Raw genomic sequence first — 16,942 nt, 5'->3', positions numbered from 1 at the left:
AATATCCGAATTAGCCCTCCGCGGGGCGAATTATTTATAAATAAAGCGGTGCATCGCAAGGCGGAGGACCGGCGTTGCGGATGGCCCGGCCGTACTTGGTCGACTCCGACAACGCAGGGGGCACCTCCCGTGGCCCCCTAGGGCCTACGGGGGAGAAGTGCCGTGCCAGGCGTCGCAGGCCAGGCGGGACTTTGAAGACAGGGCCTAGGGGCGCCGCGACGTCGCCCGCACTTCCAGAGCCGCGGCCTCCGGAAGTGAAGACCACTGGCGGAATCCAGACAGGATGTCGCAATACCGGCCCCGGCAGCCGACGAACTCGACCTCTTCGCAACGGACTTGAGAAGTTCTCGCGACCCCGGTCCCGCCTTCCGGCGCGCTGTCCCCCCAGGTCCGGAGGACGGTAGGGCCTCCTCCGCCTGACGGTTCGTCAGATGTGACTTTCCGTGCTGAGACCATTACATCTTCGCCACGTATTGTTACCTCCGTGACAGAAACAGACTCGTGGGGCAGTGGAGGAGAATCATGCGACCGTTCGCGCTGAACTACGCTTTCCCGGCTCCGAGCTCACCGGTCGTCGGACCTTTTACCTACGACTCCACGCTCCAGTTGAACGTCCTGCCGGACGGACGTCCCGCCATAGCCGACCGCGCCCTGCTGCTGGCCGCCGGGTCCACGACCTCGACGGCCGGCTCCAAGACGCACTTCGACGACTGACCGCCCTGGCTATCCGATGACTGTGCTGATCCTGACCGCCGAGCAGGACGTCACCGCCGACCTGGTCGTGGCCGAACTGCACGGGCGTGGCACGCCGCTGGTGCGTTTCGACCCCGCCGATCTGCCCGGCGAGGCGTCGATGTCCGCCGAGTACGTCAGCGGCGACTTCCGCGGCCACCTGTCCGCGGGAGGACGCCTGTTGAGCATGGACGGGCTGCGTTCGATCTGGGTGCGGCGGCCCGGAGCGAGCGCGGCCCACGCGCCCAACCCCTCACCCTGGCTCACCGCCGAGTCCGCGCACGCCTTCTTCGGCATGCTGTACTCCACGACGGCGCGCTGGATGAACCACCCGCAGGCGGCGGCGCAGGCGCGCCTCAAGCCCTGGCAGTTGCGGGTGGCGCACCAGAGCGGGTTCGCCGTACCGCCCACCCTCGTCACCACCTTCCCGCGCATCGCGCGGCTGTTCGCCGCCGAGCACCGGGACATCGTGGTGAAGTCGATCACCGGCCCGCCGCCCGGCGATCCCCCGGTCTCGCTGCCGACCACCCGGGTGGGTCCCGGCGCCGACTTCGAGTCGGTCGCCGCCGGACCCACCCTGCTCCAGCGCTACATATCCAAGCGCGCGGACGTCCGGCTCACCTGTGTCGGGCATCAGCTGTTCGCCGCGCGGAAGGTCGCCTCACCCGGCCAGGTCGACGGCCGGTACGGCGAGACCGGCCACGCCTGGGAACCCGTCGAGGTGCCCGACCGCATCACCCGCGCCGTGTACGGCTATATGCGCGTCGCCCATCTCGCCTACGGGGCCTTCGACTTCGCCGAGGACACCGACGGCACCTGGTGGTTTCTCGAATGCAACCAGGGCGGCCAGTTCGGCTTCGTGGAGCTGGAGACCCGGCAGCCGATCGCCGAGGCAGTGGCCGGCTGGCTCGCCTCACCGCCACCCGTCTAGACCTCTGCCGGGCGAATCCCCGCAGGCCCGGGGCGTGTCGGGGCGCCCGGCCGGCGGGCAGGGGGCTCCCCCGTCGACCGGGACCCGTCGTCGGCCGTAGAGTTGCCGATGCGGTGCGACTGCGAAGATCTTGGTACGGTACGGCCCTTCAGGGCCTCGTCGGCGACCCCATTCGCCGGTTACCCGCGGTATTTTCTCACGGTCGGAATGGGACCCCCACGGTACAAATCCTTGCCCAACCTGTTCCTCAACGGTGCATCGAATAGCCGCGGTTGGAGATCTCTTGTTTCACCCACACGGGCTGTGCAATGGTGAACGCGCTCAGTCGGCAGCAACGCCCGGAGCGCTCAACCGTTCGATTCGGCGACGGTACGACCGCCCGGAAAGACTCTCCGGCCGTTGTTATCCCGCCGCGCTCCGCCCACGGGTCGCATTCCTGGAGGCTTCACCCCGTCCAAAGGTACGCACCAAACGGACCACCCCCCTTTCAGTCGGCCGGAAATCACTGCCGCCACCCTCGCGTCAAGGGACTGGACACCCCCCACTCAGTGCCCTGGAAGGCAGGACCTCTATGCAGGATCCTCGTACGTCCAGAACCACCCCGCCCCCGCCGGCCGGTCGGCCCGGCCCCCGCTCCGAGGGCTCGGACGCGGATCTCGTCACCGCGCTGAGGACCCGCGACAGCGACGAAGAGGACCACGCCACCGCGCTGTTGCTCGCCCGGCACTGGCAGGCCCTGCTCGACTACGCCGAGATCCGCTCCCCCTCGGCGAACGCCGCCTCGATGCTCGCCACGGCGGCCTTCGGCAAGGTGCTCGACACCCTGCGCCGCCCCGGTCCCGTCCCGGCCCTGCGACCCGAATTCCTTATGACCGCCCGCCATATGGCCAGTGCCTGGGCGACCGAAGGACAAAAGGCGGCCGAAGGACAAAGGACCGACACAGTCTGGGAGCACCGGGCGCAGCAGGCGGGCACCGGCCCGGTGAGCCCCGACACGCCGGAACCCCCGGAGAATCGGCGGCTGGCCTTCCACGCCTTCCAGGCAATGCCCGCGGCCGCGCGGTGCCTGCTCTGGCATACGGACGTCGAGGCGGAGCCCATAACCGTACCGGCCGGTCTGCTCGGCATTGATCCGGAAATCGCGCTCACCGAACGGGAACACGCGGGTGAACTCTTCCGGTCCGGCTGTGTACGCGCGCATATCCACCTCGCGTCGGACCCGGAATGCCGCCACTACAACCGCCTGCTGGACGTGTCACTGCGACGCGGGGGTGCTTTGCTCCCGGACATCCGGCGGCATCTGGTGGTCTGCGCGCACTGCGCCTACGCCACCGAGCAGTTCGTCCATGCCGAGGGCCGGCCGGCCCTCCTGCTCGCCGAGGCGCTCCTCGGCCCGCACGGCAGGGGCTACCTCGACTCGCGGCCGGGCAGGCGCGGCGGCGCGCGGGCCGCGGGCCGCGCGGGTGTCCGTCGTGGCGGACGGCACTCGGTGGGCGGACGCCCGCGAGTGCTCCCCCGTGTGACGGTGGTGGCCAGACGTGTGATGGCCACCCCGGGCAGACCGAGGACCGTCCTGCTCGGCGGGCTCGGTCTGGTGACCGTCGGCCTGCTCGCCGTGACGGTCTCCAGTCTCACCGCCGGCGACAGCGGCGGCGGCGAGGCGATAGGACCGGCCGCCCCCATCGGCACGGGCACCGACACGGCCTCCCCCGACCCGGGCTCGCAGGGCGTCTCCGGCCCCGGCCAGAAGCCGCCGACGGGCTCGACCGGCATCCCGCCGGGCCCGCTGCGTACGGCGCTGCGCAGCGCGGACGCCGATCTCTGCCTCGACCTCCGGGACACCCGGCCCCGCGCGGGGTCCGAGGCGACGCTGGCGATCTGCTCGTCGTCCGCGCAGACCCAGCAGTGGCTGTACGAGGAGGACGGGCTGCTGCGCAACGGCGCCGACCAGGACCTGTGCCTCAACTCCCGTACGGTCGACGGCTCTCTGATCCTCGGACCGTGCACCGAGCCGACCGACGAGAACGCCGCCGACGTGCGCTACGACGTGACGGTCCAGGGGCATGTGATCCCCCGGTGGGACGATTCGTTGGCCGTCGTCCCGACGATTCCCGAGGCGGGTACGTCGGTCGTGGCGAAGATCCGCGACGAGTCCACCCTCCAGAACTGGGCGACCGACGCGTCGCCGAACAGCCCCAAGTCCCTGCCGATCGTGGGCGACGGCCGGGCGACGGTCCCGCCGGCCGGCCCGATGTCCGCCCGCCGGGACACGCGGGAGACAGCGGAGCGGGAGCGTGGGCACGAGCGCGATGGGGGGCGCCGGGCCGGTGGCAGTGGCAGTGGCAGTGGCTGCGAAGCGCCCGGGCGCGACGACAACGATGCCCGCGACCGCGGCGGCCGGGGCCACTGCGACGAGGCTCGCTTCGACGGCTGACGGGCGGCGGCGCGAGTCACCGCCGGGCCTAGGCGACGCCGGTGCCGTGCGCCATCAACAGCCCGACGTCCAGCGCCGCGACGGCGACGGCGGCGACGAAGGGCGCCTTCCCCCGGCGGCGGCCGAGCAGCAGGCCCGCGACCGCGAGCGCCCCGGCGGCGAGTGGGACGAGTACGGCGCCCGCGCCGGTACGTCCCGGGCCCAGCGTCAGCACCACCGACGCCGCCACCAGCGGGACGGGGAGCAGCAACCGGCTGCCGGTGGCGCCGAGTCGGTGCGGCAGCCCTCGTACGCCGGTGGCCAGGTCACCGCGGATGTCGGGCAGGACGTCCGCCAGGTGTGCCCCGACTCCGAGCAGCGCACCGCCGGTGACGGCCCACCAGGCCGGCCACGGGCTGCCGGGCAGGCTCAGTGAGACGAGGGCCGGCAGGCTCGCGAATCCGATCGCGTACGGCAGCCAGGACAGCGGGGTGGCCTTGAGCCGCAGGTTGTACGCCCAGGCCGCGGCCACCGCGATCAGATGCGCGGTACCGGCGAGCACGCCGCAGGCCAGGGAGAGCGGCACACAGAGCGCGAGCGCGCCGAACGCGGCCCTCCACACCGTCCCTCGGCCGACCGTCCCGGCGGCGACGGGCTTGTCGCGGCGGCCGTTGACGATGTCGCGGCGGGCGTCGTAGGCGTCGTTGCACCACCCCACGGAGAGCTGACCGGTCAGCACAGCGGCGGTGAGCAGCGCCCAACGGCCCGCGCCGTGGCCCGCGGTGAGGGCGAGCGCGAGGGTGAGGGCGGTGACGGCGACGACGGGTCCGGGATGACAGGAGAGGGCCAGGGCCCGCCCCGCCGTCAGCGGCCGGGCGGGGCGCGGTGCGTCGCGAGGCGGCGGATCGGCGTTGTGGACGGCCCTGCCGTACGTGGCCGGCTCAGGGGGCGGAGGGGGCGTCTCCCGTGGCCCTCCGGGGCGTACGGGCGAGAGGCGCCGTCCGTCGCGGCGGCGGCTGATGTCGCTTCGGCGTCCCGGGCCCCCGAGGATCCGCCGGACAGGGCCCGGGGCCTGTCCTGCCGTCAGCAGCCGGGCGGGGCGCGGGGTTTGGGCGTCGGCCGGGCTGTCCTCGCGCGTGCTCGACGCCGGGTCGACATCTGCGGTCACGTCCGCGGTCGCATCGGCTGTCACATCAGCTGTCCTGTCGGCGTCCACGCGCCGATCGTAGGCGCGCGGGCTCCGTTCACGTGGCAGCCGGACGGGCGACTTATGGTGTCTCATCCCTTCCTACGGGTGTTGGGAGGGTTATGACTTCCTCAGGCTGGAATCGATGACCCGAATCGCCGCCGTGCACGGCGTCCTGGCTCCGTATCGCCACACCCAGTCCGAGATCACCGAGATGGTGGCGCGCACGTGTCTGCCGGCCGGCGCCGACCGGCGCGTGCTGGACCGGCTGCACGCGAGCGCCCGCGTCCGCTCGCGCCACATGGCGCTGCCGCTGGACGACTACGCCAAGCTCGACGGGTTCGGCGCCGCCAACGACGTCTTCATCGAGGTCGCGGGTGATCTGGGCGCCGAGGCGGTGCGCGGAGCGCTCGGTACGGCGGGGCTCCGGCCCGAGGACGTGGACCTGCTGCTGTTCACCTCCGTCACCGGTGTGGCCGCGCCTTCCGTGGACGCGCGCCTCGTCGGGCGGCTGGGGCTGCGTCCCGATGTGAAGCGGCTGCCCGTCTTCGGACTCGGGTGCGTCGCGGGCGCGGCGGGCGTCGCGCGGCTCCACGACTATCTGCGGGGCTGGCCGGAGCAGGTGGCCGTGCTGCTCTCGGTCGAGCTGTGCTCGCTCACCTTCCAACGCGACGACCCGTCGCCGGCGAATCTGGTGGCGAGCGGACTGTTCGGCGACGGTGCGGCGGCCGTCGTGGCGGTGGGCGAACACTTTGCCGGGACCCCCGAGGTCACCACCGCCGGCCCCTCCGTCGTCGCCACACGCAGCCGGATGTACCCGGACACCGGCCATGTCATGGGCTGGTCCGTCACCGGCTCCGGCTTCCGGGTCGTCCTCGATCCATCGGTGCCCGACGTCGTCCGCCGCTTCCTCGCCGACGACGTACGCGGCTTCCTCGCGGAGCACGGGCTGACACCCGCCGACATCACCGCGTGGGTCTGCCACCCCGGCGGCCCCAAGGTCCTGGAAGCCGTGAGCGAGTCGCTGGACCTGCCCGAAGGCGCCCTCGACGTCACCTGGCGCTCGCTGTCCGAGGTGGGGAACCTGTCGTCGTCATCGGTCCTGCACGTCCTGCGGGACACCCTCGCCCGGTGCGCCCCGGAGCCGGGCAGCCCCGGCCTGATGATCGCGATGGGCCCCGGATTCTGCTGCGAACTCGTCCTGCTTCGCTGGTGAGTTGGAGAACACATGTGGTGGTACACGGCATTGGTGCTGGCCGTCGCCGGCGAGCGGATCGCCGAACTCGTCGTCGCCCGGCGCAACGCCCGCTGGAGTCTGGCGCGCGGCGGTACGGAGACCGGGCGCGGGCACTACCCGGCGATGGTCGTCCTGCACACCGGTCTGCTGGCCGGCGCGCTCGCCGAAACGGCCCTGGCCGGACGGCCGTTCGTGCCGGCGTTCGGCTGGACGATGGTGGGGGTGGTCGTCGCGGCCCAGGGGCTGCGCTGGTGGTGCATCCGGACGCTGGGGCCGCGCTGGAACACCAGGGTGATCGTCGTGCCCGGCCTGCCCCTGGTCTCCGGCGGGCCCTACCGGCTGCTGCGCCATCCGAACTACGTCGCCGTCGTCGCGGAGGGCCTGGCGCTGCCGCTGGTGCACGGGGCGTGGGTGACAGCCGTCGTCTTCACCGGGCTCAACGCCGCCTTGATGACGGTCCGGATCCGGTGCGAGAACGCGGCGCTCGGGGCCGCGCCCGCCGGGGCCCCCGCGTGATCGACGTACTGATCGCCGGCGGCGGCCCCGCCGGTCTGGCCGCCGGGATCCACGCCGCCCTGGCGGGGCTGCGGGCCGTGGTGGTCGAGCCGCGTACCACCCCGGTGGACAAGGCGTGCGGGGAGGGCATCATGCCGGGCGGCGTGGCGGCGCTGCGCGCGATGGGCGTCGAGGTGTCGGGGCGCGAACTGCGCGGCATCCACTACCGGGACGGTACGCGCGGCGCCGAGGCGTGCTTCCGGGACGGTGCGGGGCTGGGTGTGCGCCGCACGGAGCTGCACGCCGCGCTACGGCGACGGGCGGACGCCCTCGGTGTGGAGACGGTCCGGGGCAAGGTCGGTGAGGTACGGCAGAGCGCCGACCGGGTCAGCGCCGGGGGCCGGACCGCGCGGTGGCTGATCGCCGCCGACGGGCTGCACTCGCCGATCCGCCGGGGCCTCGGCCTGGATCTGCCGGACCGCGCGCCGTCCCGCTACGGGCTGCGGAGGCACTTCCGTGTGGCGCCGTGGTCGGACTTCGTGGAGGTCCACTGGTCGCGGTACGGCGAGGCGTATGTGACACCGGTGGCGGACGATCTCGTCGGCGTGGCCGTGCTGAGCCGCGAGCGGCTGGGGTACGCCGAACACCTCGCCCGATTCCCGGACTTGGCGCCGCTGCTGGGCGAACGCCCGGCGAGCGGCGTACGCGGCGCGGGTCCGCTGCGGCAGCGGGTGAGCCGGCCGCTGGCCGGGCGGGTGCTGCTCGTCGGGGACGCCGCCGGCTATGTGGACGCGCTGACCGGGGAGGGGGTCGCGCTGGCCCTGTCGACGGCCGGGGCGGCGGTGCGCGCGCTGGCCGAGGGCCGACCGCGGTCGTATCCGGCGGCCTGGTCGAAACTGACGAGACGTCACCGTCTGCTCACGGAGGGCCTGTTGTACGCCACCCGCAGCCCGCGCACGGCGCGTCTGGTCGTGCCCGCCGCGGCCCGGCTCCCGGCCGTCTTCGCCGCGGCGGTCCACGCGCTCCAGTAGCGGGGCCCTCCCGCCGGACCGGGCGACCGGGTCCTCAGCCGCCCGTGCCCGGCTGGAACCAGGTGGGCTCGTCCTCGAGCGACTGCTTGATACGGAACCGGGCGAACTCCCGCAGCTCCGGCAGCGCGTCCACGGGAAACCACGCCACCTCCAGGGACTCCTCGTCGTTGACCCTGGCCTCCCCGCCGATCGCGCGGCAGCGCATCGTGATGTCCATGTACTGGCACTGGTCCCCGTTGGGGTACGTGACGGGCGCCGGCAGCGCCTGGACGAGGACGACACGCTCGGCCTCGCAGCGTACGGCGGTCTCCTCGTACACCTCGCGCTCCGCCGTCGTCGCGGGCTGCTCCCCGGGCTCCGGGATCCCGCCGATGATCGACCAGTCGCCCGTGTCCGCCCGCCTGCCCAGCAGTACGCGTCCGTCGTCGTCGAGGACGACCGCGCTGACTCCGGGCAGGAACAGCAACTGGTGACCGGCGGTGGCACGGATCTCGCGAATGAAGTCTGGCGTTCCCATGCCACGACCCTATGCGTGCGTCAGCTCGCCTCGTCGGGGGCGGGGTTCCTGCGGGCGCGTACGGCCCGTACACCGACCCGGCCGAGAGCGCCGACGGCGATCGCGACCAGCAGCGCCTCGGGCAGCGTGCCCATCCTCGTGGCGGGGGTCTGTGAGGAGCGCAGCGGCATCTCACGGACGAGCGCGTCGGGCGTGAACATCTTCGTCTGCTCGACGACCTTGCCGTCCGGCATGATCATCGCGCTGACGCCGCTGGTGACGGGGACGACGACGGCCCGGCTGTGCTCGACGGCCCGCACCCGGGACATCGCGAGCTGCTGGTAGGTCATCTCGCTGCGCCCGAAGGTGGCGTTGTTGCTGGGCACGGTGATGAGCTGCGCCCCGTGGGTGACGGTGTCGCGCACCGCCCAGTCGAAGGCCGCCTCGTAGCAGGTGGCGAGACCGACCTTGGTCCCGGCCAGGTCGAACACGCCCACCTTGTTTCCGGGGCCGAAGTCACGTCGTACCCGGTCGACGTCGGAGCTGAAGATCCGTACGAAGGAACGCATCGGGATGTACTCGCCGAACGGCTGGACATGGCGCTTGTCGTACGTCGCGACGGGCCCGCTGCCGGGCTCCCACTGGATCAGGGTGTTGCGCAGCTTGCCGGTCTCGGGCGAGAGGACGGAGCCGACCACCGTCGGGACGCCGATCGCCTTGACCGCGTCGTCGATGACGAGGCGCGCGTCGCCGTTGCGGTAGGGGTCGAGGTCCGAGGAGTTCTCGGGCCACAGGACGAAGTCCGGCTGCGGCTCCTTGCCCGCCTTGACGTCGGCGGCGAGCTGTTCGGTGCGCGCGGCGTGGTTGTCGAGCACCTGGCGGCGCTGGGCGTTGAAGTCGAGACCCAGGCGCGGCACATTGCCCTGGATCGCGGCGACGGTCGCGGTGCCGTCCTCGGCGGAGTCGTCCACGAGGGGCAGTGCGGCGAGGGCGCCCGCGACGGGGACGAGCACGGACAGCGCGGCGACGGCCACGGCGGCGCGCGGCACCGGCCGCGCCGCGCCGTCGGTCCCGGCAGCGCGTGCGGCACGGTGGGCGAGGACCTGGCGGACCGCCTCGTAGAGGCCGAAGCCGCACAGCGCGACGGCGAAGCCCAGGACCGGTGTGCCGCCGACGGCGGCGAGCGGCAGGAACATGCCGTCGGCCTGGCCGAAGGCGATCTTGCCCCAGGGGAAGCCGCCGAACGGCACGCGGGCGCGGGCGGCCTCGCCGAGGATCCATACGGCGGCGGCGAACACCGGCCACGCGGGCAGCCGGGACACGGCGGCGATCCCCACGCCGACGGCGCCGATGAACAGCGCGGACACGGCGGCCAGCGCGACCCACGGCAGCGGGCCGACCTCCTCGCCCGTCCACTTCAGCAGCGGCAGCAGGAATCCGAGACCGGCGAGGAAGCCGAGTCCGAACCCGGCACGCGGTCGGCGGCCACGCAACGTCCAGCCGAGCAGGGCGAATCCGGGCAGCGCCAGCCACCACAGCGGGCGGGGCGGGAAGCTCGCGAAGAGCAGCAGCCCGGACAGTACGGCGGCGCCGGGCCGTACGAACCGGCGCGGCCACCGTCTCCCGCCGGGCGCGGGTGCGGGCTCGGCGGGTTCCACGGGGGTGATGGTGGTGCTCACCCGGCGGAGTCTACGGTGGCGCCGTAGGAAGGCGGGAGTCCGGCTACGCGCGGGCGACGAGCGGGACTCCGCCGGGAGCCGCCACGAAGTCGCCGCGGAGCTGTCCGCGCAACGTTTCCGCGCGAGATGTCCACATACCCCCTCCCCTGCCACTGGCGTGGGCGGCGGCCCCGGGCCGGGTGTGGTCGCGCCCCGACCGGTCCGGCTGTCGCCGGCGGGGCCGTCTCGGGTCGGGGGGTCTACGGGATGGCTGTACCGGCAGGCCGGTCCGTCGCGCGCGAGCAGGGCGCCACCTCCGACGTCGTGGGCGCGGCGGTGTTCGTCGGCTGCGCGCTGTGGGCCCTGGTCAGCGCGGCGGGCCGGGAGGGCAGACCCGAGGGCGTCCTGCTGGCCCTGCTCGCTGTCGCCGCCGGCTATACGTGCGGACGTATCGCGGGGTCCCTGGCGACGGCGCGGCCGGCCGACGGGGCGACGGCGGAGGGCGGGCCGGGCTGATGTCGGCGGCGCGGTGACGCGGAACGGACCGGCGGGGGCGGTCAGAGGTCGGCGGACCCGCCCAGGACCGTTCTGCCGCCCGGCGCCTCGCCGAGACCGGGCTTGCCGAGAGCCGGTCCGCCCGGACCGGGCTTGCCCAGGGCCTGCTTGCTGAGGCCCACCTTGCCGGTGGCCGCCGCGCGGAGCCGGTCGCGGATGACGCGGACCGCCGCCTCGGCGTCGTCGACCGTCACCGTGAACGTCCTGCCGTCGCCCAGACGCAGCACGACACCCTCGCCGCGTCGTACCACCACGGCCGTGCCCTGCTCGGGCCGCCAGCGGTAGCCCCAGCCGCCCCATTGGCGGGGCGTGACGCTGGGTTCGAAGTCGGCGCCGGTCACATGGGTGAGCGGGATACGGCGGCGCGGCAGCCCGGCGTGGCCGCAGCGCACCTCCAGGTGCTCGTGATCGACCTTGACCGCCACGTGTACGAAGGCCAGCGTGCCGAAGAGGATCAGCAGTCCGGCGGCCACGCAGCCGACCACCGAGGCGGCCAGCGCGACGACGCCGGCTTCCCAGGAGGATTGGATCGCCAGCTCGACGCCGAGCGCGACGCAGGCGACACCCACCACGGCGAACAGCCACTGAATGCGGTTGGTCGCCCGGCCGGTCCAGGTTTCGGGGAGGGGCACTGTGCCAGGCCCCCCTCGTCGGGGGTGCTCCGTCATGGTTGCAGCGTACTCACGAACCGCCCGGGGAGCACCGCCGCGACGGGATCCGGAATGTTGACGTCCGCGGGGACCCTTGCGTCGCCCGCCCCCGCGCACCGCAGTGACGATGGCCACAGACGGCCCGGGCACGCCTTGGCGGCCGTCGTCGCACTCGCCCTAGTGCGCGTGGGTGACGGCGGCGAGCAGCCGGCCCTCCGCGTAGGTCAGTGCCGCGTCCTGCAGCGTGCCGCGCCGGCCGCCCAGCAGGACGGTGAGCTCGCCCGGCCCGGGGTCCGCCGCGGGGGCCGGTGTGTCCCCGAGCCGGCGGAGCGCCTGCGCGGCGACGGCGTCGGCGGAGGCGTGCAGTGTCACCTCCGGCAGTCCGGGCTGCCGCAGGGCCGCCCGGATGCGTTCGCCGACGAGTTCGTAATGGGTGCAGCCCAGGACGACGGTCCTTACCTCGCGTGGGGTGCGGATCGCCGCTGCCGCGATGGCGCGGTCGATGCCCGCCTCGTCGGCGTGCTCCACGGCGTCGGCGAGACCGGGACACGGCACCTCGGTGACGTCGACCGAGTCGGCGAAGGTACGGATGAGGCCGCGCTGGTAGGGGCTGCCGGTGGTGGCCGGGGTGGCCCAGATGGCGATGGGCCCGCCCCCGGCGGCGGCCGGCTTGATCGCGGGGACGGTGCCGATGACGGGCAGTCCGGGCTCCAGGGCGGCGCGCAGCGCGGGCAGGGCGTGCACCGAGGCGGTGTTGCAGGCGACGATCAGCGCGTCGGGCCGGTGCTCGGCGGCGGCACGGGCCACCGTGAGCGCGCGCCCGACGATGTCCTCCGTGGTACGCGGTCCCCATGGCATGCTGCCGGGGTCGGAGGAGAGCACGAGACCGGCGTCCGGCCGGAGCCGGCGCACGGCGGCGGCGGCGGCGAGCAGTCCGAGACCGGAGTCCATCAGCGCGATCTTCACCCGGTCACCATAGACGACCGCCCTTGCGGTCCCGCCGATGTGGGGCAGACTGCGGCGAATGAGCGCCATTGCCTGGATCGCCGCGGTCTCACTGGCCGCGTGGGGCTTTCTGTTGCTGGGTCAGGGATTCTTCTGGCGTACGGATCAGCGGCTGCCGCCGCGTGCGGATCCGTCGCCCTGGCCGTCCGTCGCCGTGGTCGTGCCCGCGCGTGACGAGGCGGAGATGCTGCCGGTGAGCCTGCCGTCGCTGCTGGCGCAGGACTATCCGGGGCGGGCGGAGATCTTCCTCGTCGACGATTCCAGCACCGACGGTACGGGCGCCCTGGCCAGGGAACTGGCCGAGCGGTTCGGCGGGCTGCCGCTGACGGTGCTCTCCCCGCCGGAGCCGGAGCCCGGCTGGACGGGGAAGCTGTGGGCGCTGCGTCATGGCATCGAACTGGCGCGGGAGGAGCGGCCCGACTACCTCCTCCTTACGGACGCGGACATCGCCCATGAGCCGGACAGTCTGCGCGAACTGGTCGCCGCCGCGCGGTCGAACGGACTCGACATGGTCTCCCAGATGGCCCGGCTGCGGGTGGCGACCGCGTGGGAGCGGTTGATCGTGCCCGCCTTCGTCTACTTCTTCGCACAGCTGTATCCGTTCCGCCGGGTCAACAAGCCGGGGGCGCGTACGGCGGCGGCGGCCGGCGGCTGCGTACTGCTGCGGACGGAGACCGCCGAGCGGGCGCGGATTCCCGACTCGATCCGGCAGGCCGTGATCGACGACGTGTCGATGGCGCGCGCGGTACGGAACGCCGGGGGCCGGATCTGGCTCGGCCTCGCGGAGCGGGTGGACAGCGTGCGCCCGTATCCGCGGCTGACCGATCTGTGGCGGATGGTGGCGCGGAGCGCGTACGCCCAACTCCTGCACAGCCCGCTGCTGCTGGTGGGCACGGTGGCCGGTCTCGCGGTCGTGTATCTGGCGCCGCCCGCCGGTGTGTACGCGGGCCTGTCGGGCGGCGACACGGCGGCCGGTCTGCTGGGCGGCGCCGCGTGGGCGGTGATGGCCGGGACGTACGTACCGGTGCTGCGGTACTACCGGCAGTCGCTCTGGCTCGCTCCCCTGCTGCCCTTCACCGCCCTGCTCTACCTCCTGATGACCGTCGACTCGGCCGTGCGGCACTACCGGGGCCGCGGTGCGGCCTGGAAGGGGCGTACGTACGCCCGTCCGGAGGCCGCACCGGAGCGTTGAGGCGGGTCGCTGCCGGGCCCCGGGGTCACTTCCGGCCGGGCGTCCAGTTCATGCCCCAGCCGTAGGCGTAGTCGATGGTGCGCTGCGGGCTGACTCCGCGTTCCGGCACGAGAAAGCGCGCTTCGCGCTGGACCAGCAGATCGGAGCCGGTATTGGTGATCAATGCGAGCGCGCAGACCGTGGAGGGAACGGTGCACTCGCCGAGCGAGAAGTCGATCGCGGCGCCGTTCTGCGGCTGGAGTGTGACCGTCGCGTCGAGATCGGCGAAGCTGCGCGCGCCTTCGTAGATCGTCACGAAGATGACGACGCGGCGCAGTTGGTTCTTGTGGTCGAGGTTGATGCTGAGATTCTCGCCGTTGGCCGAACCGCCGGTGCGGTCGTCGCCGTCGAGATGGATGAACGGCGGCTGGTGAAGCGCTCCGAAGGCATTGCCGAGTGCCTGGACGACGCCTTTACGGCCGTCGGTCAGTTCGTAGAGGGCGCACAGGTCGAGGTCGAGGTCGCCGTGCATGGCGACGGCCCGGCCGAGCTTGGCGCCCCAGCCCTTGAACTGCTTGCGCACCTGCCAGCTGAGATTGACGCGCATCTCACCGGAATTGCCGCCCTGCTTGGACAGGGAGACGGTCGGCGCTTCCTTGGTGAGTGTGACCTTGCTGAGCCGCACCGGGGTCGGGGCGGGCGCTGCCGGGGGCGCCGCCGGCACGGGAGGCGTGTACGAGGGCGGTGCGGGGGCCGCGACGGGGGCCGGCGGCGCGGGGGTCATGGGCGCCGCCGCCTGCTGCGGCTCGTCGACGCTGATGCCGAAGTCCGTTGCCAGTCCTTCGAGTCCGCTGCTGTAGCCCTGGCCGACCGAGCGGAACTTCCAGGCGCCCTGTCGCCGGTACAGCTCGCCGAGGACGAACGCCGTCTCGACGGTCGCGTCCTGGCTGTCGTACCGCGCGATCTCGGCGCCCGTCGCCGCGTCGAGGACGCGTACGTACAGTCCGGGCACCTGGCCGAAGTTGCCGCCGTCCGCCGACGCGGCGACGACGATCCGCTCGATGTCGGCCTCCACCCGGGCCAGGTCGACGGACAGGGTGTCCGTCACGGTGCCGGGGCCGGTGCCTTTCCCGTCGTACCGCACGGCGCCCGACGCGTGCGCCGCCTGGTTGTAGAAAACGAAGTCCGCGTCCGAGCGGACCTTTCCCGCCTTCAGCAGAAGGGCCGAGGCGTCGACATCCGGCGTCCCGGGTGCCGAACGCCATCCCAATTCGACACGCACACCGGGTGCCGACACCGGAACATTGGCTCCTTTAAGCATGGACATGCTCGCCCCCATCGAGAGTCGGGTGACCGAAAGTTTCTGTTGCGCCAAACCTAATCGCTGCGGGGGTCATCGCACCCACGAGGACCCACCGGTAACCCCCCTGGAGCTTGCCCTTTACACGATCACTACGCTGCCGGACGACCGATTTTCCCAAGTTCGCTCGCATTGGGGATCCGAAGTGGCCCAGAGCTCCCGAAAGAACCCCCTTATCGGACTCCCCTCTTGGCACATCGTGGGCTTAACTTAGGTTCCATGACCTCCCCCCGCTCGACCTACGGCGGCGGTTACTACACCGCGCCGTCGTTCCCGGACACCCCCATCTACGACTCCCTGGTCGCGGAGCGGGGCACGCCTCAGATCGCCCCGATCCGAGTGCCTTCCGCCTACGACACCGGCAGCAGCTACCAGAGCAACAGCTATCTGCCCGCGCTGCCTTCGGCGCTTCCCGCTCTTCCGGCGGCTCCTTCGCAGCCCACGCCGTCCTACGGCGGCTACCAGCCGCAGCCGGCGCAGCATCCCGTGCCGCTCCAGCACGCCCCGGCGCCCTACATTCCGCAGCAGGCACCGCAGCCGCCTCGCGGCTACCAGGGGGCTCAGCCCTACCAGCCCCAGCAGCAGCAACAGCAGCCGCGTCCCCAGCAGCCCCGCCCGCCGCAGCAGCAGCGACCGGGGTCGGCGACGGGGTACGAGGCGATGCGCCCCGCCTCCCCGCGTCCGGCGCCCGCGCCGGTGCAGTACGACGACCCGTACAACCGGCCCTACCAGAGCCGGGGTTACTGACACCGGGGCATCGCCCCGGAACACCGGAGGCACCGGACACCGGGCACGCCGGGACGAACCACACCGAGCCACACCGAGCCGGGAGGAGCGGAGAAGGCCGGAGGGAGCCCGGAGGGCCGCCGACGACGGCGCGCCCGGAAACGGCCGGCCGCCCGTGAACAGGCGCACGGAGAACGGGCGTTGACGTCCCGCGTCACTCGTTCGGACGCACCCGCGCAGGTCGTCGTGGTGAACGTCCCCGGGACCACGGTTGACGCGTCGCCCGCCACCGCGCGGCCGAGCGAGCGAGCAACTGGTTCAGCCGCCACCTCGGGGTGGAGGTCCGGCTGACTACGGGGGCGCCCCGGCGCGCGCGGCCGGTCGATCCGCGGTACTCCCGCCGACGAGCCGCGTCCGGCCGAATCCCGTCGTCCCGGCGACGGTTCCGCGCACCGGGACCGAGTGGCCCGGACCGTCGACCGCGAGTCGCCACGCACCGCCGCGTACCCTTGCCCGAGCACCGCCGATTCGACGGCGGCCCGGATCCGGCCCGTCGAACGGACGGGTGATTTCGCTCTCCCTTCCGCCCTTTTGTGCGTGAGCGGGCCCCCGTGGGGCTATGACGGACAGGGGAACGGACGCGAGACGGAAGGGGTGCGACACGATGCGAGCGGTCGTGGGGCTCCGGCGCTGGCGGCACAATCCGCTGCGGAGAAGGACGGACCTCGTCGAGGCGTGGGTCGCGCTCGGCGCCCTGCTCCTGATGCTTCTCGCCGTCCCGGCGATCGGCTTGATCTCGGGGGCGCTGACCGACGACGCGTTCCGTCGGACGATCCGCGCCCAGCACGAGGACCGGCACCGTACGGAAGCCATGATGGTCAGCCCGGCCGAGGCGCCCACCCGTGTCGCGTCCGACCCCGAGGCCCCGACCCAGCGCGACTCCGGCAAGCCGGTGCTCGCCAAGTGGACGGCGCCGGACGGCAGTCGGCACACCCGGCTCGTGCACTCGGCGCCGCGGACTCTCCGGGCCGGCGACACCTTCCCGGTCTGGACCGACGGCGGCGGGCAGCTCGCCAAGCGCCCGACGGACCTCGCCACCGCCCGTACACACGCCGTGCTGGCGGGGATCGGCGTGGCCGCGGGCGTCGCCGGTCTGGTCGAGGCCGTCCGACGGCTGGTGGTGTGGAGACTGCGCCAAGTCCGGTACGCGCGGCTCGACCTGGCCTGGTCCCGGACCGGTCCCGACTGGGGTCGTACAGGCGCGGGAAGCTGACCGGAACCGCTCTTGGGTCAACT

General features: G+C 72.9%; 15 protein-coding genes and 1 pseudogene. 10 read left to right on the top strand and 6 right to left on the bottom strand.

Annotation, left to right across the window (positions count from 1 at the left end; translation table 11 throughout):
• Positions 1–522: 522 nt before the first annotated feature.
• From tgmA to ACFUN8_RS11470, 3 genes are all read left to right on the top strand, one after another.
• Complete coding sequence (gene tgmA / locus ACFUN8_RS11480) at positions 523–714, top strand: putative ATP-grasp-modified RiPP (protein ID WP_330177187.1); 192 nt, start codon at positions 523–525, stop codon at positions 712–714.
• A 16-nt stretch (positions 715–730) separates the two neighbouring features.
• On the top strand, positions 731–1,663 hold the full coding sequence (gene tgmB / locus ACFUN8_RS11475) for an ATP-grasp ribosomal peptide maturase (RefSeq protein WP_383634623.1): 933 nt from the start codon (positions 731–733) through the stop codon (positions 1,661–1,663).
• 571 nt (positions 1,664–2,234) lie between these two features.
• Positions 2,235–4,097, top strand: a complete 1,863-nt coding sequence (locus ACFUN8_RS11470; RefSeq protein WP_383634621.1) for an RICIN domain-containing protein — start codon at positions 2,235–2,237, stop codon at positions 4,095–4,097.
• A gap of 28 nt (positions 4,098–4,125) precedes the next feature.
• On the opposite strand, the gene ACFUN8_RS11465 is transcribed toward ACFUN8_RS11470, so the two are convergent.
• On the bottom strand, positions 4,126–4,944 hold the full coding sequence (locus ACFUN8_RS11465; protein ID WP_383634633.1) for a UbiA family prenyltransferase: 819 nt from the start codon (positions 4,942–4,944) through the stop codon (positions 4,126–4,128).
• A gap of 463 nt (positions 4,945–5,407) precedes the next feature.
• Here ACFUN8_RS11465 and ACFUN8_RS11460 point away from each other — a divergent pair, with 463 nt between their 5' ends.
• The 3 genes from ACFUN8_RS11460 to ACFUN8_RS11450 are packed head-to-tail and all read left to right on the top strand — an operon-like array spanning position 5,408 to position 8,025.
• Positions 5,408–6,478 carry a type III polyketide synthase gene (locus ACFUN8_RS11460; protein ID WP_383634619.1) on the top strand — a complete coding sequence of 357 codons (1,071 nt, stop codon included), beginning with the start codon at positions 5,408–5,410 and terminating at the stop codon, positions 6,476–6,478.
• A gap of 12 nt (positions 6,479–6,490) precedes the next feature.
• Positions 6,491–7,015, top strand: coding sequence for an isoprenylcysteine carboxyl methyltransferase family protein (locus ACFUN8_RS11455; RefSeq protein ID WP_383634617.1), 525 nt, complete (start codon positions 6,491–6,493; stop codon positions 7,013–7,015).
• Positions 7,012–8,025, top strand: a complete 1,014-nt coding sequence (locus ACFUN8_RS11450; protein ID WP_383634615.1) for an NAD(P)/FAD-dependent oxidoreductase — start codon at positions 7,012–7,014, stop codon at positions 8,023–8,025. Before ACFUN8_RS11455 ends, ACFUN8_RS11450 begins: the two co-directional genes overlap by 4 nt.
• A 34-nt stretch (positions 8,026–8,059) precedes the next feature.
• On the opposite strand, the gene ACFUN8_RS11445 is transcribed toward ACFUN8_RS11450, so the two are convergent.
• Entirely contained in the window at positions 8,060–8,542 is a 483-nt protein-coding gene (locus ACFUN8_RS11445; protein WP_383634613.1) for an NUDIX domain-containing protein, read from the bottom strand.
• Positions 8,543–8,562: 20 nt separating this feature from the next.
• Positions 8,563–10,200 (bottom strand): apolipoprotein N-acyltransferase, encoded by a 1,638-nt coding sequence (gene lnt / locus ACFUN8_RS11440; protein WP_383634611.1) that lies wholly within the window; start codon positions 10,198–10,200, stop codon positions 8,563–8,565.
• Between the two features lie 246 nt (positions 10,201–10,446).
• Between lnt and ACFUN8_RS11435 the strand changes: the two genes are divergently transcribed.
• Complete coding sequence (locus ACFUN8_RS11435) at positions 10,447–10,695, top strand: hypothetical protein (RefSeq protein ID WP_383634609.1); 249 nt, start codon at positions 10,447–10,449, stop codon at positions 10,693–10,695.
• A 164-nt stretch (positions 10,696–10,859) separates the two neighbouring features.
• Here the strand turns inward: ACFUN8_RS11435 and ACFUN8_RS11430 are convergent.
• Together ACFUN8_RS11430 and ACFUN8_RS11425 are read right to left on the bottom strand one after the other, a co-directional pair.
• Positions 10,860–11,402: pseudogene (locus ACFUN8_RS11430) on the bottom strand (hypothetical protein); the annotation flags it as partial.
• 159 nt (positions 11,403–11,561) lie between these two features.
• The gene (locus ACFUN8_RS11425) at positions 11,562–12,350 is read right to left on the bottom strand and encodes a glutamate racemase (protein ID WP_383634607.1); all 789 of its coding nucleotides are present in this window, start codon (positions 12,348–12,350) and stop codon (positions 11,562–11,564) included.
• Between the two features lie 58 nt (positions 12,351–12,408).
• Between ACFUN8_RS11425 and ACFUN8_RS11420 the strand changes: the two genes are divergently transcribed.
• Complete coding sequence (locus ACFUN8_RS11420; protein ID WP_383634605.1) at positions 12,409–13,581, top strand: glycosyltransferase; 1,173 nt, start codon at positions 12,409–12,411, stop codon at positions 13,579–13,581.
• A gap of 25 nt (positions 13,582–13,606) precedes the next feature.
• Here ACFUN8_RS11420 and ACFUN8_RS11415 read toward each other — a convergent pair whose 3' ends face one another.
• Entirely contained in the window at positions 13,607–14,887 is a 1,281-nt protein-coding gene (locus ACFUN8_RS11415; protein ID WP_383634603.1) for a TerD family protein, read from the bottom strand.
• Positions 14,888–15,139: 252 nt separating this feature from the next.
• On the opposite strand from ACFUN8_RS11415, the gene ACFUN8_RS11410 reads away from it, so the two are divergent.
• A complete protein-coding gene (locus ACFUN8_RS11410) occupies positions 15,140–15,667 on the top strand; it encodes a DUF6643 family protein (protein WP_383634601.1) in 528 nt (175 codons plus the stop codon).
• A 643-nt stretch (positions 15,668–16,310) separates the two neighbouring features.
• Entirely contained in the window at positions 16,311–16,919 is a 609-nt protein-coding gene (locus ACFUN8_RS11405) for a hypothetical protein (RefSeq protein ID WP_383634599.1), read from the top strand.
• Positions 16,920–16,942 lie beyond the last annotated feature (23 nt).

This window comes from Streptomyces sp. NPDC057307 (assembly GCF_042667665.1).
GTDB lineage: Bacteria > Actinomycetota > Actinomycetes > Streptomycetales > Streptomycetaceae > Streptomyces.
Note: the sequence above shows the minus strand (reverse complement) of the source record. Positions and strands in the feature narration are given on the sequence as shown.

Bases quoted from the DNA above. Each gene is read 5' to 3' on its own strand.
- tgmA (WP_330177187.1), top strand. From the start codon at position 523: ATGCGACCGTTCGCGCTGAACTACGCTTTCCCGGCTCCGAGCTCACCG.
- tgmB (WP_383634623.1), top strand. From the start codon at position 731: ATGACTGTGCTGATCCTGACCGCCGAGCAGGACGTCACCGCCGACCTG.
- ACFUN8_RS11470 (WP_383634621.1), top strand. From the start codon at position 2,235: ATGCAGGATCCTCGTACGTCCAGAACCACCCCGCCCCCGCCGGCCGGT.
- ACFUN8_RS11460 (WP_383634619.1), top strand. From the start codon at position 5,408: ATGACCCGAATCGCCGCCGTGCACGGCGTCCTGGCTCCGTATCGCCAC.
- ACFUN8_RS11455 (WP_383634617.1), top strand. From the start codon at position 6,491: ATGTGGTGGTACACGGCATTGGTGCTGGCCGTCGCCGGCGAGCGGATC.
- ACFUN8_RS11445 (WP_383634613.1), bottom strand. From the start codon at position 8,542: ATGGGAACGCCAGACTTCATTCGCGAGATCCGTGCCACCGCCGGTCAC.
- ACFUN8_RS11435 (WP_383634609.1), top strand. From the start codon at position 10,447: ATGGCTGTACCGGCAGGCCGGTCCGTCGCGCGCGAGCAGGGCGCCACC.
- ACFUN8_RS11420 (WP_383634605.1), top strand. From the start codon at position 12,409: ATGAGCGCCATTGCCTGGATCGCCGCGGTCTCACTGGCCGCGTGGGGC.
- ACFUN8_RS11415 (WP_383634603.1), bottom strand. From the start codon at position 14,887: ATGTCCATGCTTAAAGGAGCCAATGTTCCGGTGTCGGCACCCGGTGTG.
- ACFUN8_RS11410 (WP_383634601.1), top strand. From the start codon at position 15,140: ATGACCTCCCCCCGCTCGACCTACGGCGGCGGTTACTACACCGCGCCG.
- ACFUN8_RS11405 (WP_383634599.1), top strand. From the start codon at position 16,311: ATGCGAGCGGTCGTGGGGCTCCGGCGCTGGCGGCACAATCCGCTGCGG.